The 16453-nt window shown below is 56.9% G+C and carries 16 protein-coding genes; all 16 read left to right on the top strand.

Translation table 11 applies throughout. From position 1 onward, the window contains the following. Positions 1-8: 8 nt before the first annotated feature. The 16 genes from ABGT73_RS05985 (at position 9) to ABGT73_RS05910 (ending at position 16401) form a co-directional block, all read left to right on the top strand. Entirely contained in the window at positions 9-812 is an 804-nt protein-coding gene (locus ABGT73_RS05985; RefSeq protein WP_346668893.1) for a pseudouridine synthase, read from the top strand. A 168-nt stretch (positions 813-980) separates the two neighbouring features. Further along, on the top strand, positions 981-2303 hold the full coding sequence (locus tag ABGT73_RS05980; protein ID WP_346668892.1) for a carboxyl transferase domain-containing protein: 1323 nt from the start codon (positions 981-983) through the stop codon (positions 2301-2303). Positions 2304-2357: 54 nt separating this feature from the next. Next, complete coding sequence (locus tag ABGT73_RS05975; RefSeq protein ID WP_346668891.1) at positions 2358-2735, top strand: biotin/lipoyl-containing protein; 378 nt, start codon at positions 2358-2360, stop codon at positions 2733-2735. 22 nt (positions 2736-2757) lie between these two features. After that, on the top strand, positions 2758-4161 hold the full coding sequence (locus ABGT73_RS05970; RefSeq protein ID WP_346668890.1) for an oxaloacetate decarboxylase subunit alpha: 1404 nt from the start codon (positions 2758-2760) through the stop codon (positions 4159-4161). Between the two features lie 180 nt (positions 4162-4341). Beyond that, on the top strand, positions 4342-5220 hold the full coding sequence (locus tag ABGT73_RS05965; RefSeq protein WP_346668889.1) for a YicC/YloC family endoribonuclease: 879 nt from the start codon (positions 4342-4344) through the stop codon (positions 5218-5220). 9 nt (positions 5221-5229) lie between these two features. Next, a complete protein-coding gene (locus ABGT73_RS05960; protein WP_346668888.1) occupies positions 5230-5496 on the top strand; it encodes a DUF370 domain-containing protein in 267 nt (88 codons plus the stop codon). Beyond that, positions 5486-6064, top strand: coding sequence for a guanylate kinase (gmk, locus tag ABGT73_RS05955; RefSeq protein WP_346668887.1), 579 nt, complete (start codon positions 5486-5488; stop codon positions 6062-6064). Before ABGT73_RS05960 ends, gmk begins: the two co-directional genes overlap by 11 nt. After that, positions 6061-8328 carry a primosomal protein N' gene (priA, locus tag ABGT73_RS05950; protein ID WP_346668886.1) on the top strand — a complete coding sequence of 756 codons (2268 nt, stop codon included), beginning with the start codon at positions 6061-6063 and terminating at the stop codon, positions 8326-8328. The genes gmk and priA overlap by 4 nt, the downstream gene beginning before the upstream one ends. A 21-nt stretch (positions 8329-8349) precedes the next feature. Further along, a complete protein-coding gene (gene def / locus ABGT73_RS05945; RefSeq protein WP_346668885.1) occupies positions 8350-8865 on the top strand; it encodes a peptide deformylase in 516 nt (171 codons plus the stop codon). A gap of 3 nt (positions 8866-8868) precedes the next feature. After that, positions 8869-9789: a methionyl-tRNA formyltransferase gene (gene fmt / locus ABGT73_RS05940; RefSeq protein ID WP_346668884.1), complete on the top strand. Its 921-nt coding sequence runs from the start codon at positions 8869-8871 to the stop codon at positions 9787-9789. After that, entirely contained in the window at positions 9786-11099 is a 1314-nt protein-coding gene (rsmB, locus tag ABGT73_RS05935; protein WP_346668883.1) for a 16S rRNA (cytosine(967)-C(5))-methyltransferase RsmB, read from the top strand. The genes fmt and rsmB overlap by 4 nt, the downstream gene beginning before the upstream one ends. 39 nt (positions 11100-11138) lie before the next feature. After that, the gene (gene rlmN / locus ABGT73_RS05930; protein ID WP_346668882.1) at positions 11139-12185 is read left to right on the top strand and encodes a 23S rRNA (adenine(2503)-C(2))-methyltransferase RlmN; all 1047 of its coding nucleotides are present in this window, start codon (positions 11139-11141) and stop codon (positions 12183-12185) included. A gap of 64 nt (positions 12186-12249) precedes the next feature. Further along, the gene (locus ABGT73_RS05925) at positions 12250-12999 is read left to right on the top strand and encodes a Stp1/IreP family PP2C-type Ser/Thr phosphatase (protein WP_346668881.1); all 750 of its coding nucleotides are present in this window, start codon (positions 12250-12252) and stop codon (positions 12997-12999) included. Beyond that, complete coding sequence (pknB, locus tag ABGT73_RS05920) at positions 12992-14893, top strand: Stk1 family PASTA domain-containing Ser/Thr kinase (protein ID WP_346668880.1); 1902 nt, start codon at positions 12992-12994, stop codon at positions 14891-14893. The genes ABGT73_RS05925 and pknB overlap by 8 nt, the downstream gene beginning before the upstream one ends. 15 nt (positions 14894-14908) lie before the next feature. Next, positions 14909-15769 (top strand): ribosome small subunit-dependent GTPase A, encoded by an 861-nt coding sequence (gene rsgA / locus ABGT73_RS05915; protein ID WP_346668879.1) that lies wholly within the window; start codon positions 14909-14911, stop codon positions 15767-15769. Further along, complete coding sequence (locus ABGT73_RS05910; RefSeq protein ID WP_346668878.1) at positions 15766-16401, top strand: thiamine diphosphokinase; 636 nt, start codon at positions 15766-15768, stop codon at positions 16399-16401. Before rsgA ends, ABGT73_RS05910 begins: the two co-directional genes overlap by 4 nt. The last annotated feature ends 52 nt before the right edge of the window (positions 16402-16453 follow it).

The following is a 16453-nucleotide window of genomic DNA, read 5'->3' as shown; positions in this document are numbered from 1 at the left end:
GAGTAAGCATGGCAGAACAACGAATTCAGAAAGTGCTGGCGGACCAGGGAATCTGTTCGCGCCGCGAAGCGGAGCGGCTGATCGCTGCAGGAAAGGTCAAGGTCAATGGACACCCTGTGGGTCTGGGGGATAAGATGGACCCCGATTATGACAAGGTGTCCATAGACGGTAAGAACGTGCGCATCGTGCGCAAGCGGCAGTATACCTATATCATGCTGCACAAGCCGCGTGGATATCTGACGACGCGCTCCGATGACAGGGGACGCAAGACCGTGATGGACCTGGTGGCGGATGTTCCTGCCATGCTTCGTCCCGTGGGGCGGCTGGACAAGGACAGTGAAGGCCTTCTGCTGCTGACCGATGACGGCGCATTCATCAATCTGCTGACCCATCCGTCCGGCGGCGTGGGCAAGCTGTACCGCGTGACGGTCAATCCCCGGGCTACCGAAGAACAGGTGGTGCAGATGGCCTCCGGCGTGGTGCTGGACGACGGTGTGCGCACCCAGCCCTGCGTGATTCATGTGGTGACGGATGAACCGGGACGCACCGTCCTGGAGATTACGCTCCACGAAGGGCGAAATCGTCAGATCCGCCGGATGTGCTCTGCGGTTGGACTGCAGGTGGTACGCCTTAAGCGCAGCGCCGAGGGTCCCGTGAAGCTGGGCATGCTGCAGCCGGGAGAATACCGTGAACTGAAGAAATCGGAAGTCACGGCTTTGCGCAATGCGGCACAGAAGAACACCCGTTCCACTCCGGGGCAAAAGGAAAACGCCTCTCACCGTTCCGGCCCGCTGACACACAAGAAGGTGTAAAGCAGGCAAAACGGCGCAGGAAACATGAAAAAAGTAGAAAAAATCCAGAAAAGCTGAAGCGTTTCCACTTGTGGAATTTTACACAAAGTAGTATAATTGTGCCAAATGGCATATTTTTTATGAACATTTTCACAAAAAACAGTCAGTCTTATCATGGGAGGTCACTGTATGGCAGCAAACAAACCCGGCAAGGCAGAAATCCTTGCAGCATTTTTTGACGACGGCGCGTATTCGCCGCTGTATACGGAGGGCGCCGTCAGTGCGGCGTATGGCTGTGCCAACGGGCAGAGCGTGTACGTTGTGTACGAAAACGGCGAGGCTGTGGGAGTGCAGGATATCAAGAACAATATCCGCGTTCTCGAAATGGCCGCCGAAACCGGCGCACCCGTTGTTACTTTCTATAATTCCACCGGCGCCAAGCTGGACGGCGGTCTGGAGCTTCTGAATGCGACGGCCGCTCTGACTGCAGAGATCGCACGGGTTTCCGGCGTTGTGCCGCAGATCGCGGTGATCACCGGTACCTGCGCCGGCACCAATGCCATCAATGCAGCCGCCGCGGATGTCTGTGTTATGGCTGAAGATGCAGAGCTTTTCCTGAATGCGCCGTTTACCGCACAGGACAGCGTCAGCGGAGCCGGTTCGGCTGAGTTCGCCGCCAAGGCGGGCGTTGCGGCTGTGACGGCGGCGGATGCTGTGGCGGCTGCCAAGCAGGCGGCCAGCATTGTTGCTCTGCTGCCCGCAAACAACCTGGCTGGTCCTGCGCTCTTTGATTTCGCGGCACCGAGCAAGAGCCTCAATCTGGGCAAATACACGGCGGCCGAGGCTGTGGCGGCGCTGGCCGACGCGGACAGCGCTGTGGAGCTGTACAGCGGTTACGGCAAGCATATCGTCACGGCGCTGGCCACCATCAACGGCAGCGCGGTGGGCATTGTTGCAACCGAGAAGGAAGCTATCTGCCACAAGTGCACCGCCAAAGCGGCCCGTTTCGTCCGCCTGTGCGATGCTTACAGCATCCCAGTCGTGACCGTTGTCAACAGTGACGGTTTCGTCAAGAGCGAGGGCGACGACGAGGCAGGCGGCATCCGCCAGGCTGCCCGTATGGCCGGTGTCTACGCCGAAGCGACCACCGCGAAGGTGGCAGTCCTGGCCGGTGAGGCGGTTGGCCCTGTGTACACGGTCTTCGCCGCTTGTGCCGACTGGCGTGTGGCTGTGCAGGGCGCGACGATCGCGCCGCTGGCCCCGGAGACTGCCGTCAGTGTCCTGTACAAGGATGAAATCTATGCTTCCGATAATATTGCCGAGGCTACCAAGGCAAAGGCTGCTGCGTATGCCAAGGATGTCTGCGGTGCTGCTGCGGCGGTGCAGAACGGCGCTGCCGATGCAGTTTGCGCTGCGGCGGATGTGCGCGGTGCCGTTGCACAGGCTCTGGATATGCTTGCCAGCAAGCGCGCGGTTCGTCTGGCCAAGAAGCATGGCAACATTACGCTGTAAGCAACCGCTCACAGAATAAAATCATCAACCTTGATTTTTAAGGAGGAACTCCCTATGAAAAACCTGATTGTTACCGTCAACGGTGTTGCTTACAATGTCACGGTCGAAGAGGGCACCGGTGCTCCCGTTGCCGCTGCTGCTCCGGCGCCTGCCGCTGCACCTGCTCCGGCTCCAGCTGCCGCTCCTGCCGCCCCGGCTGCTCCCGCAGGTGCCGCCGGTGCTGTCGCCGTCAACGCGCCCATGCCCGGTAATATTCTGGACGTGAAGGTGAAGCCCGGTGATTCCGTCAAGGCCGGCGACACGCTGCTCATCCTCGAAGCCATGAAGATGGAAAACGAGATCAGCGCTCCGCAGGACGGCACCATTGCCACCATCGATGTGCGTAAGGGCGATGTGGTGGATTCCGGCGCTCTGCTCTGCACCATGAACTGATCGAAAGGCTAGGTGAATGACATTGGCTAAGAAACCGATTAAAATTACCGAGGTCGTTCTGCGCGATGCACACCAGTCTTTGCTCGCAACCCGTATGACGATGGATGAGATGCGCCCGATCCTGCCCGAGATGGACAAGATCCCGTATTTCTCCGTTGAATGCTGGGGCGGCGCCACCTTTGACTCCTGCATCCGCTTCCTCGATGAAGATCCGTGGGAACGCCTGCGCATCCTGCGCAAAGAACTGCCGCATCAGAAGCTGCAGATGCTGTTCCGCGGCCAGAATATGCTGGGCTATCGTCCCTACGCCGATGACGCGGTGGAGTACTTCGTGCAGAAGTCCGTGGCCAACGGCATCGACGTGATTCGTATCTTTGATGCGCTGAACGATCCGCGCAACCTTGAGACGGCCATCAAGGCTGCCAACAAGGAAGGCGCTCATGTGCAGGCCTGCATCAGCTATACGCTGAGCCCCGTACATAACAATGAGTATTTTGCCAAGTATGCCAAGACGCTGGAAGAGATGGGCGCCAACTCCATCTGCATCAAGGATATGGCAGGCCTGCTCAAGCCTTACACCTGCTACGACCTGGTCAAGGAACTGAAGTCCACGGTCAAGATCCCGGTGGATATTCACAGCCACTATACGGCCGGTCTGGCTTCCATGTCCATTCTCAAGGGCATTGAAGCGGGTGCCGATATCGTGGATACCGCCATGAGCCCGCTGGCGCTGGGCACTTCTCATATGCCCACCGAGAGCCTGGTGGCTGCCCTGCAGGGCACCGATTACGACACCGGTCTGGACCTCAACCAGCTGAATGTGGTGCGTGCCTACTTCGCCAAGCTGCGCGAAAAGTACATTGCCAACGGCCAGATCAGCCCGAAGTCCCTGGGCGTCGATGCCAATACGCTGCTGTATCAGGTGCCGGGTGGCATGTTCTCCAACATGCTCAAGCAGCTGAAGGATGCCGGCAAGGAAGACAAGCTGGATGAAGTGCTGCTGGAGATTCCTCGTGTACGTGAGGATGCCGGTTATCCGCCGCTGGTCACTCCGACCAGCCAGATCGTCGGTACTCAGGCTGTCTTCAATGTGATCCTCGGTGAGCGCTACAAGATGGTCACCAAGGAGTTCAAGGGTCTGGTTCATGGTGATTACGGCAAGACGCCGGCTCCTATCAAGAAGGAGTTCAGCGACTTTATCCTGAAGGGTGAAAAGCCCATCACCTGTCGCTTTGCCGATACGCTGGAGCCTGAGATGGACAAGCTGAAGGCTGAGGCCGCCAAGTACGCCATCCAGGAAGAGGATGTGCTGACCTACGCCATGTTCCCGCAGGTTGCCCCCAAGTTCTTTGAGAAGCGCAATGCCCGTCTGCAGGGTGTGGATGCACTGCATGCGGATTACGAGAACAAGTCTCATCCTGTCTGATTGAAATTTTGCCGCCCTCGCTTTTGCGAGGGCGGTTTTGTGTTATCCATGTAAAAAATCAAGGTAAAGGCAGGGGAAACCGGCAGTGCCACCTTGCATCTTGGCTGTAAAAATAGTACAATATACAATATATGTTTTTGTGCGACCGGAACAAAGGTATACAGCCACGAGGTGTAGGATATGGTTTTAAGCATGACAGGTTATGGCCGCGCGGGTGCGCTGCTGCATGGCCGTGATATCAAGGTGGAATTGAGAAGCGTCAATGCCCGGTTCTTTGAATATTCCTCCCGACTGCCGCGGTCCTGTGCATTTTTGGAGGATAAACTCAAAAAGCTGGTAGCATCCAAGGTCAGCCGTGGAAAGGTAGAGTTGAATCTTTCCATTCAGACAGTCACGGCGGCCGATACCGTCATTTCGGTGAACTGGCAGCTCGCGCGGGGATACCGGGAGGCTCTCAACGCCATGTCGGAGCGCATGGATCTGAAAAATGATGTGACGGTTGGCATGCTGGCCCGTTTTCCGGATGTGCTTGCCCAGACAGCGGCGCCGACGGATGAGGAAGAACTCTGGCAAGATGTGCAGTCGGTGGCCGAGCAGGCGTTGACATCTTTTGTGAGCATGCGTGCCACGGAAGGTGAAAAGCTCAAGGAAGATGTGGAAGGGCGCCTGACAAGCATTGAAAAGCTGGTTGCGCAGATCGAAAAGGACAGCGCAGGGCGGGTGCAGGTGTACAGTGACAAACTGTATGCCCGCCTGCGGGAATTGCTGGAAGACCGGAATATTGATGACGCACGGATCGTGACCGAAGCGGCCATCTTTGCGGACAAAACGGCGATTGACGAGGAAACGGTTCGTCTGCACAGCCATGTGGCCCAGTACCGGGAAATTCTGGAACTGAACGAGCCCATTGGCCGCAAGCTGGACTTCCTGACACAGGAACTGAACCGGGAATCCAACACAATCGGTTCCAAATGCCAGGATGTGGCCATCACACGTCTGGTGGTGGAACTGAAATCCGAAATCGAGAAAATCCGCGAGCAGATCCAGAACATCGAATAAGGGGTCACCATGAAACTGATCAATATCGGATTCGGTAATATGGTCAATGCGGACCGTGTGATTACCATTGTCAGTCCGGATTCAGCGCCCATCAAGCGTCTGATTCAGGATGCACGGGAGAAGGGCGCACTGATCGACGCCTCCTACGGGAGAAAGACCCAGGCTGTGTTGATTATGGATTCTGATCATGTGATTCTGTCAGGCATTTCGCTGGACAGCATTACAGGACGTTTTGCGCAAGAGGAAGAGGAAAGGGACAGGCAATATGAAAGGTGAAAAATATCTGTTTGTGGTTTCGGGACCGTCGGGAACAGGCAAGGACACGGTTGTTGCCAATCTTTTGAAGAAGCATCCGGAGATTCAGCACACCGTTTCAGCCACAACCCGAACTCCTCGTGAGGGGGAAAAGGACGGCATCAATTACCACTTTATGTCGGTGGCTGATTTCGAGGATCACCTGGCCCACGATCAGATTGTGGAACACACCCAGTACTGCGGCAACTACTACGGTACGCTGCGCAGCGAAATTGAAACCCGCATGGAGCGCGGAATTCCGGTGATTCTCGTTATCGAAGTGGAAGGCGCCGGCAACATCAAGAAGATGTATCCGGGAGCCACGACGATCTTCGTCTTGCCGCCGGACATGCAGGAACTGGAGCGCCGCCTGCGCAACCGCGGTACCGAGAATGAGGAAACCATCCAACGCCGTCTGGAACGTGCCAAAACGGAGATTGCCCACTCGGCGGAATATGATGAGCATGTGGTCAATGGCCAGGTGGAAACCTGCGCGGACGATCTGTATTCCATCATCGAGGCCAAACTTCAGAACGGGAAGGACGAATGATCCTGACAACGGCGCAGGCCGCGGTAGATAACGCGACGATCCACTTTGACAAGCTGTATTCCTATCGGATACCGGAAAGATTACAAGGGGGCGTCTGGCCCGGAAGTATGGTACTGGTTCCGTTCGGAAAAGGCAACAAGCCCCGTATGGCGGTGGTACTCCGGGTGGAGGAGCAGCAGACCGAGGAAACACCCAAGCGGTTGAAAGAAATTTTCGACGCTGCGCCGGAACAGGCGAGGCTGACACCGGATCTGCTGGAACTGGTTTACTTCCTGAAAGACAGGACCTTCTGTACCTGGTTTGAGGCCGTGAAAGCGGTGATCCCTTACGGAGCGCAGTACCGGGCGGCGGTGGTTGACGGCAAGCCGGTCATGCAAAACCGGCTCAGCCGTTCCACCGAACGGCTGTACACCCTGGTGGGGGAGCTTCCTTCCAAGCCGAAACCGGGGCCGCGGCAAAAAGCAGCGGTGGAGGCACTACGCGCCGGACCGCTCACTGCCCACCAGCTGGACGAGGTGGGCATCTCCAAGACCACACTGGATACCCTGTGTGCCAAAGGGGTTCTAACCGTATCCGAGCAGGATAAGGCACTGGATCTTTTTGCAGACATTCCCTTTGCACCGCAGCCCATTGACCTGGCACCGGAACAGCAGCAAGCCTTTGATTCCCTTGCGCCGGATCTGGAAGACGGAAAGCCCCATGCGGCGCTGCTGCATGGAGTGACGGGCAGCGGCAAAACCATTGTGTTTTTGAAGCTGATCCAACGTGCACTGGAACTGGGGCGGAAAGCGCTGATTCTGGTGCCGGAAATCAGCCTGACGCCGCAGATGATCCGCCGGCTGAAATCCACATTCGGCAGCCGTCTGGCGGTGCAGCATTCGGCGCTCAACAATACCGAACGGCTGCTGCAATGGCGGCTGATCCAGCAGGGGCAGGCAGACATTGTGGTGGGCACGCGCAGTGCGATTTTTGCGCCGCTGCAAAATATCGGCCTCATCATTATGGATGAGGAACAGGAGCACACCTACCAGAGCGAATCGGCACCGCGCTATGATGCGCACGACGTGGCCAAGAAGCGCGCAGCAATGGAAAACGCCTTGCTGGTATTTGCGTCGGCCACCCCCCTGACCGAGACATACCACGCCGCCGAAAGCGGTAAATATAAGCTGGTGACGCTTACCCAGCGTTACGGAGGCCGTCCGCTTCCTCAGGTGGATTTCATCGATATGCGTGCGGAACTCGCGGCCGGCAATCCCCGGGAAGTAAGCACCCGGATGATCCGGGAACTGCAGGAGAACCTGGACAACGGGGAACAGAGCATTCTGCTTCTGAACCGGCGCGGGTACAATACGGTGGCAATGTGTGCTACCTGCGGCCATGTGCTGAAATGCCCCAATTGCAGTGTGCCGATGGTCTATCACAAACCGCAGCAGGCTCTGATGTGCCATCATTGCGGGCATACCGTGCGGCCGCTGCCACAGACTTGCCCGGAATGCGGCGGAAAACTCAACTACAGTGGTTTCGGCACGCAGCGCGTGGAAGAGGAACTGGCGGAATTGCTGCCGGGAGCACGGATCCTGCGGATGGACCAGGATTCCACCAGCCAGAAAAACGCCCACGAAACGATGCTGGCACAGTTTGGGCGGCAGGAATATGACATCCTGCTGGGCACCCAGATGGTGGCCAAGGGCTTGGATTTTGAAAAAGTCACGCTGGTAGGGGTTCTGGGTATTGATTCGCTGCTTTTCGGCCAGGGATTCCGGGCGTACGAAAGTGTCTTCAGCCTGGTCACCCAGGTGATCGGCCGGGGCGGCCGGGCGGCTCTGCCGGGCCGCGCGCTGATTCAGACGACGGTGCCCAATCACCCCGTGCTGCAGCTGGCGGCCGCGCAGGATTATGAAGCGTTTTACCGTGAAGAGATCGCCTTCCGCAAGTTCGGACTGTATCCGCCGTTCTGCGCTTTCTGTGTGGTCGGTTTTGTGGGAGCAATGGAGGGAACCGTTGCCATGGCAGCCCACCGGTTCGGCGCGTTGCTGGCAGAGCGGGCGGCAGCGCATCCCAAGATTCCGCTCCGCCTTTTGGGCCCGGCGCCGATGGCCATCACGATGCTCAACGGGAAATATCGTTACAAGCTTACGCTGAAATGCCGCAATGATGCGGCGTTCCGGGCGCTTTTGCAAGAGACACTGGATGCTTATGCGCAGGAAAAATTGCCGCAGAAGGCATCGGTCATTCTGGATTTCAACTCCGATGGAGATATGTAAAGATAACTGGAGGTTATTCTTATGGCACTTCGTACCATTGTTCAGGACGGAGACCCCATTCTGAAAAAGGTCTGCCGCCCTGTCACAAAATTTGACGAACGTCTGGGCGTTCTGCTGGACGATATGAAGGAAACGCTGCTGGCTGCCAATGGTCTGGGCCTTGCAGGTCCGCAGGTCGGCATGATGCGCCGGTTGTTCATTTGTCTGGACGAGCGGGACATGCCCGAGGAGGTTCCGGACAATTACGAATACAAGGTGATTGAATTTATCAACCCCGAGATTCTGGAACTGAGCGACGAAAAGGTGGAACTCTACGAGGGCTGCCTGTCGTTCCCGGGGCACAATGGTGCCATCGCCCGCTCCAAGCACGTGAAGGTGAAGGCCCAGGACCGCCACGGCGAATGGTTTGAGATGGAAGCGGACGATATGCTGGCCCGCTGCATCCAGCATGAGAACAATCATCTGGATGGCATTACCATCATGGATTTGGCCACCCATTTCTATGAGGATGATTATCCCGAAGAAAACGAGGACTGATACATGAAAATCCTGTTCATGGGAACGCCTGACATCGCAGCGGAAAGTCTGGAAGCGCTCATCAGCGCGGGACACGAGATCTGTGCGGTGTTTACCCGGCGCGACAAACCTGTGGGGCGCAAGCAGATCCTGACCGCGCCGCCCGTCAAGCAGATGGCGGAAAAACACGGCATCCCGGTATACCAGCCGCGTACGTTGCGGGACGGAAGCTCCGACGACCTGATCCGCAGCCTTGCCCCCGACATTGTGGTGGTGGTGGCCTATGGATGCATCATTCCGCCGCAGCTTCTGCATGTGGCACGGTATGGCTGCATCAATCTGCACGTTTCGCTCTTGCCCAAATATCGCGGTTCCGCTCCCATTCAATGGGCTGTACTGAATGGAGATCCCCGGACGGGTGTTTCCATCATGCAGCTGGATGAGGGACTGGATACCGGGGATGTGCTGCTGGTGGAACCGGTGGACATCGGGCCGGAAGAAACAAGCGGCGAGTTGTTCGACCGTGTCAGCACCGTGGGGGCGAAAACGCTGGTAAAGGCGCTGGAGGCATTGGCAGCCGGTGCCCTCAAGCCGACGCCGCAGCAGCATGAACTGGCTACGATGGCGCCGCCCCTGAACAAGGAAATGGCACAGTTTGATTTCACGCAGCAGGCATCCCACATTCACAACTGGGTGCGCGGTATGAATCCGTGGCCGGTGGCGTGGTTTATGCATGACGGCAAACGTATCAAGGTGCTTGAATGCCGCTTGGCGCAACAGCAGAAGTCCGCATCGCCGGGAACGGTGATCTCACTGAAACCGCTGACCGTCGCTGCCGCAGACGGTGCTGTGGAACTGCTTACCGTGACGCCGGAGGGCGGCAAGCCGATGACCGGCACAGCCTGGGCGGCGGGACGCCGCCTGAAAGCGGGGGATTGCCTGTGACGCCGCGGCGCCTGGCCGTAAAGGCGCTGATGCATCAGGAGCAGGCCGGATACGCCAATCTGGTACTGGATGCAGAACTGAAAAAATGTACGCCGGCTTTGGACGGACGGGACGCGGCTTTCGCGGCACGCATCTTTTACACTGTGCTGGAATATCAGCCGCTGCTGGATTTTTTGCTGGATCGGTTCAGCAAAAAGCCGGTGGCAAAACTGGATGCCCCGGTGCGGGCCATCTTGCGCGCCGGACTGGCCCAGGCGCGGTATATGGATGTGCCGTTGCCTGCGGCGGTGAATGAATCTGTGAAACTCACGAAAGCGATGGGCAAGACAAGCGCGTCCGGCATGGTAAATGCTGTGCTGCGCCGTGCGGCGGTTTTGCCGGTCCGGCAGGAAGACTTCCGGGATCCATTGGAACGGCTGCAAATTTATGATTGCCTGTCCCGTTCCGTGGCAGCGCTCCTGTATCGGGAGTATGGCGAAGAGGCTTTCGCCATAGCAGAGGCTTTTCGTAACCGTCCTGTCTCTGCGGTACGCGTCAATACGCTGTGCACTGATGATCAGGCCTTGACACAAGAACTTCGGGCGGAAGGGCACACCGTGCATCCCGGACCGTGGCCCCATGCATTGATGGTGGATTTTCAGGGCTCGCCGGCATCGGGACAGGCCTTTGCACAGGGCAAGTACCATGTGCAGGGACTGGCCAGTCAGTTCGCAGCTCTTGCCTTGGCAGTACGGCCGGGGCAGAAAGTCATGGACCTCTGTGCAGCTCCGGGAGGCAAAAGCCTGACACTCGCGGAGCAAATGCAAAACAAAGGCACTCTCATCAGTGGAGAAGTGGTCCCCGGAAGAGTTCGTCTGATCGAAAAAGCGTTTGAGCGCTGCGGCATCCGCTGCGCGCGTGCTGTTCATAACGATGCTACTGTTCCGCAAAAAGAGTTGGGCACCTTCGATCGGATCTTGTGCGATGTGCCCTGTTCCGGTCTGGGGGTCATTGCCAAAAAGCCGGATATCCGGTATAAAGATCTGGAAGGCATGGAAAATTTGTGCGCCATTCAGCAAAAAATCTTGCAAAATGGTGCGGATGCTCTTGCCGAAAACGGCCGTTTGGTGTATTCTACCTGTACAATCAATGTGCAGGAGAATCAAAACCAGATTGAAATTTTCCTCAAAAACAATCCCCGGTTCCGCCTTGTAAAACCTGAACTGACTTTGCCGGGTATGGAGCAAGGAGAATTCGGCACGCTGTTTTTGCCGCATAAAACCGGAACCGATGGCTTTTTTGTAGCCATTTTGGAAAGAAATTCTACATAATTTTGGTTTATACTATACAGATGGGAAGGGGGGACTCCTATGGAGAAAAGCCAGAAAATTTGTCTGTCCGATTACACGCTGTCGCAGCTCACAGGATATATCGTAGGGCTGGGACAGCCGAAATTCCGTGCCAAGCAAATTTTTAAATGGCTGCACCAGAAACTGGTGACGGAGTTCGCCCAGATGACGGATCAGCCGAAAACGCTGCTGGCTGTGTTGGAGGAACAATGCACCATTGCAGCACCCGCCATTCGCCGCAAACAGCAGTCCAGGGACGGGACGGTGAAGTATCTGTTGCAGCTGGCGGATGGCAACTGTATCGAAACTGTTCTGATGCGGTATAAATACGGCAATACAGTTTGTGTTTCCACCCAGGTCGGCTGTGCGATGGGATGCCGCTTCTGTGCGTCCACCCAGGCAGGACGGGTGCGGGACCTGACCGCCGGAGAAATCGCATCGGAAATCTATACAGCGCAGAAGGATTCCGGCGAACGGGTCTCCCATATCGTGCTGATGGGCATCGGGGAACCGCTTCACAATTTCGACAATGTGATGGATTTTCTCGAGATCATTTCCTGCCCGGAAGGCGTCAACATCGGTATGCGCAACATCAGCCTTTCCACCTGTGGCCTGGTCCCGAAAATTGATGAACTGGCCAAACGGCATCTGCAGCTCACTCTTTCGGTTTCGCTGCATGCGCCGGACAACGTGACCCGTTCCAGCATGATGCCGGTCAACGATGCCTATCCGCTGGAAGAACTGATTCCGGCCTGCCGCCGCTACCAGAAGGAGACGGGCCGGCGAATCAGCTTTGAGTATTCCATGGTGCGGGGCGTCAACGACAGTTCGGAAATGGCGCAGAAGCTGGCAGACCTGATTCACGGGATGGGGGCACACGTGAACCTGATTCCCATCAATCCGGTGGATGGCAGCCCCTACTCGGCCACCGATGAGGCCAACGTCCGTCGCTTCCAGCAGGAACTGGAACATTTGGGTGTGAATGCGACGGTACGGCGGCGTCTGGGAACGGATATCAGTGCCGCCTGCGGACAACTGCGGCGTGAAGATGCCCTGGCTGCCCAATGAATCGACGGGTATCCGGACTATCCCTGAATTTTTACTGAATCTACCAAGGAAAGGAACATCCTGCATGAAGATCGCCGCGATCACCGATATCGGCAGTTGTCGCCAGGAAAATCAGGATAATTACTGTGCGCAGCAGCTGGCGGGCGGTACGGCCTGGGGCATTGTATGTGACGGCATGGGAGGAGTCAATGGCGGACGTATTGCGGCGCGCATTGCCACCGATACCATGCAACAGTACTTTGCCCGGCAGATGCGTGCTTTACAGCCGGGCGGAGAGAAGAGCTTTATTATGCGAGGGTTCGATGTGACGAACCGCGCGGTGTATGATAAGGCTACCTCGGATCCCGAGATGCTGGGCATGGGAACCACCGGTGTGTGTGCATATGCCGGAAACGGATATGCGCATATCGTGCACGCGGGGGATTCCCGTGCGTATCTGTACCATGAAGGTGAGCTCCGGCAGATCACACGGGATCACTCAATGGTTCAGCAACTGGTCGACAGCGGCCAGATCACCCGGGAACAGGCTTCCCTGCATCCGCAAAAGAACCTGATCACCCGGGCGCTCGGTGTGGCGGCCAATATCGTACCGGAATACAACCGCTGTGAGATCGAGGCAGGCGATATTTTGCTGCTGTGTACGGACGGCCTGACGAATATGATTCCGGACAGCGAGATTGCACGGGTGCTGAAAGAGGTTCCTTTCTTTGATGCAACCAGCATTCTGGTGGACCGCGCTTTACAGGCGGGCGGTCAGGACAACATTACGGTTTTGCTTATGGGCGTGGAAACGACGGAGGTCAACAATGGATAATCTGATTGGGAAACGACTGGATGGCCGGTATCTGATACAAAGTCTGGTCGGCGTCGGCGGCATGGCCAACGTCTACCGTGGCGTGGACGAGCGTACGGGAAACGCCATCGCGGTGAAGGTACTGAAAGAAGAGTTCCTGGACAACGAGGAACTGGTACGCCGCTTCAAGAATGAGTCCAAGGCCATTTCGATTCTGGATCATCCGAATATCGTGAAGGTGTACGATGTTTCCGTTACCGATAAACTCCAGTATATCGTGATGGAATATGTCGACGGTATCACGCTGAAGGAATACCTCAAGCAGCGCGGCGGTGCACTGACCTGGAAGGAAACGGTGCATTTCGCCACACAGATTCTGGGGGCGCTGCAGCATGCCCATTCCAAAGGCATCATCCATCGGGATGTAAAGCCGCAGAATATCATGCTGCTGGCCGACGGCTCCATCAAGATGATGGATTTCGGCATCGCCCGTTTCTCCCGCGCCCAGAGCCAGACGGTCAGCGATAAGGCCATCGGTTCGGTGCACTATATCAGCCCGGAACAGGCCAAAGGCGACAGGACGGATGCGCGCACGGACATCTACTCGGTGGGCGTTATGCTGTACGAGATGCTTTCGGGACGCCTGCCGTTCGATGGAGATGGCGCGGTGTCCATTGCCATCATGCAGATTTCTGACAAGGCGAAGCCGCTGGCCCAGGTGGCACCCAATGTGCCGGAAGGTCTGCGTCAGATCACCGAGAAGGCCATGGAAAAAGATCCTGCCAAGCGGTATCAGAGCGCGCAGGAAATGCTGGAGGCCATCGAAGCTTTCAAGCGCAATCCCTCCGCCCGCTTTGCGTACGAGTACCGCAACACCCAGGACAACCCGGAAAAAAATATCAACCGAGTGGTAAATAACGTGAAATCTCATAACAAAGCCGGCAATATCCGCACAGGGGAAGCCCGTCGTGCGGGAACGTCCAACCCGGGACGCAGCAAGTCTTCCAGAAAAGTGCGCAAGGAGAAAAAGCCGTTCTCCGTGCTGCCGATTTTCTTCGGTATGGCCGTGGCTTTTGTCATCGGCGCCGCGATCCTTGTGTACCTTATTTTCACCAATTCCAGCAACCTCCTGTTCTCCAACCGCGCGGATGTGACGATCATCAATTTTGTGGGGATGACACTGGACGAATACCGGGCGTCAGATTATAACACGCTGCTGAAGCTTCAGGAAGCGGAGGAATACAACTCCACCTACCCGGCCGGTACGATCATCCGGCAAAACCCAAAAGCGGGCCGTACGGTCAAGGAAGGTCAGAAAATCACCCTGACGGTCAGCCTTGGTACCCAGTATGTGACGATCCCCGAGACCAAGAACATGGTGGCGGAGGATGCCGAGAAGACCCTGAAGGATATGGGGCTGAATGTGCTGCAAAAACCCATGCAGGACAATACCGTTGCCAACGGTGCCGTAATTTACACCAGCCCGGCTGCCGGTGAAACGGTGGAAGGCGACTCCACGGTGATTCTGTACGTCAGCCGTGCGGTGATCAGCAACACCAACTACGTGCCCAGCGTCACCGGCAAGACCCTGGATGATGCCAAAAATGATCTGAAGGTACTGAACTTCTCGGTGCGTACAATTGAACAGGCCAGCGATCAGCCTGCCGGAACCGTTCTGAACCAGTATCCGGAAGCTGGCACGGAAGCCCGGGTGAGTTCCATCATTACGCTGGTGGTATCCACCGGCGTGCCGGAAACTCCGGCAGAGACACCCGCACCTACAACTTCCGACGGTACCGTTCAGGAAAGCTGGTGGTGGAGCAGTGACGGCAGCCATCAGATCCACCAGTTCCCCGATGGGTCCATGGTGAACGAAAATGGCGTTGCCTGCGATGCGCAGGGTAACCCCATCTGACGAGTGACGAATACAATGAATTATATTACCAAAGGCATTGGCGGCTTTTATTATGTTCGCACGCCGGACGGCGTGGTGGAATGCAAAGCGCGCGGTATTTTCCGCAAGCGTGGCATCACGCCGGTTGCAGGAGACAACGTGGAGCTGTCGGCGGACGGGGCAATGATCGAAGAGATCCTGCCGCGCAAGAATGTTTTTGTCCGGCCGCCGGTAGCCAATCTGGATGTGCTGTTCATTGTGGCCAGCACTACGCAGCCGGTCCCCAGCACACTGGTTCTGGATCAGTTGGCCGCAGCAGCCATCTACAAAGGCGTTCAGCCGGTGCTGGTTGTGACCAAAGCGGACCTTGCGGCAGCAGATCAGCTTGCCCAGGACTATGCCACCAGCGGGATCCCTTTGATTCCTCTTCACTACGAATCGGGAGAGGGCCTGGATGAGATACGCCAGTATATCAGGGGCCATCTCTGTGCCTTTTGCGGAAACTCCGGCGTGGGCAAGTCCACCTTGCTGAATGCCCTGGCTCCGGAACTCAAACGGGAGACAGGACAGATCAGCCAGAAACTGGGCCGCGGCAGGCATACCACCCGGGAGGTGGAAGTGTTTGAAATCTGCGGCGGAAGACTGGCTGATACCCCGGGGTTTGCCAGCCTGGAAGCGCAGAAACTGTGCCGCATCCCCAAAGAAGAACTGCAGCATACATTCCCGGAGTTTGAACCCCATTTCGGACAGTGCCGGTTTACGGGATGCTCCCATCGCAGCGAAGTGGGCTGTGCCGTGCGTGATGCAGTGGAACAGGGAGCCATCAGCAAGTCCCGGTATGCCAGTTACCTGGCCATGTATGAAGAGGCCAATGCCCGGAAAGAGTGGGAAAAATGAGCAAACGTGCCGTTGTGTTTTCAGCGGTCCCCATCGGAAGGGAGATGGCCAGCTATTTGCAGCCGCAGGACTTTATCGTGGCCTGTGATGCCGGGTATCGGAATGCCGCCAGACTGGGAGTTCGCCCGGATCTGATCGTCGGTGACTTCGATTCGGCGCCGCAGCCGGAAACCGACCGGCAAACCATTGTGTTGCCCCACGTGAAGGACGATACCGATACCCAGTACGCGGCCCGTTGGCTGGTGGAGCATGGGTATGACGAGGTGGTTCTGCTGGGCGCGTTGGGCGGTGCCAGAATCGAACACATGTTTGCCAACATTTCTACCGGCCTGTATCTGGCGCTGCATGGTGCAAAAGCCATCCTGGCGGATGCCAGAAGCGAGATGCACTATCTATTGCCAGGGTGCCCTCTTGCCCTGGAGCGGAAGGACTGGATGTACTTGTCGGTGTATGCCCTGGGCGCTCCGATGACCGGGGTGAACCTGCGGGGTGTTTACTATCCTTTGCAGGATACAACGCTGACGGAACTGGATTACCCGCTGGGCACAAGCAATGAATTTACGGAACCTGTGGCGCACCTGGATTGCGCTACAGGGCATGGCTTAGTTGTCCTGACGCGGGCGGACTGGTAACACCCGCCGGCATTGCTTCATAGTATGGCATACATCCCGAGCGAAAGGAAGG

Source organism: uncultured Subdoligranulum sp. (genome assembly GCF_963931595.1).
GTDB lineage: Bacteria > Bacillota > Clostridia > Oscillospirales > Ruminococcaceae > Gemmiger.
The sequence above is the reverse complement of the archived record's forward strand: the minus strand, read 5'-3'. Positions and strand labels throughout refer to the sequence as shown.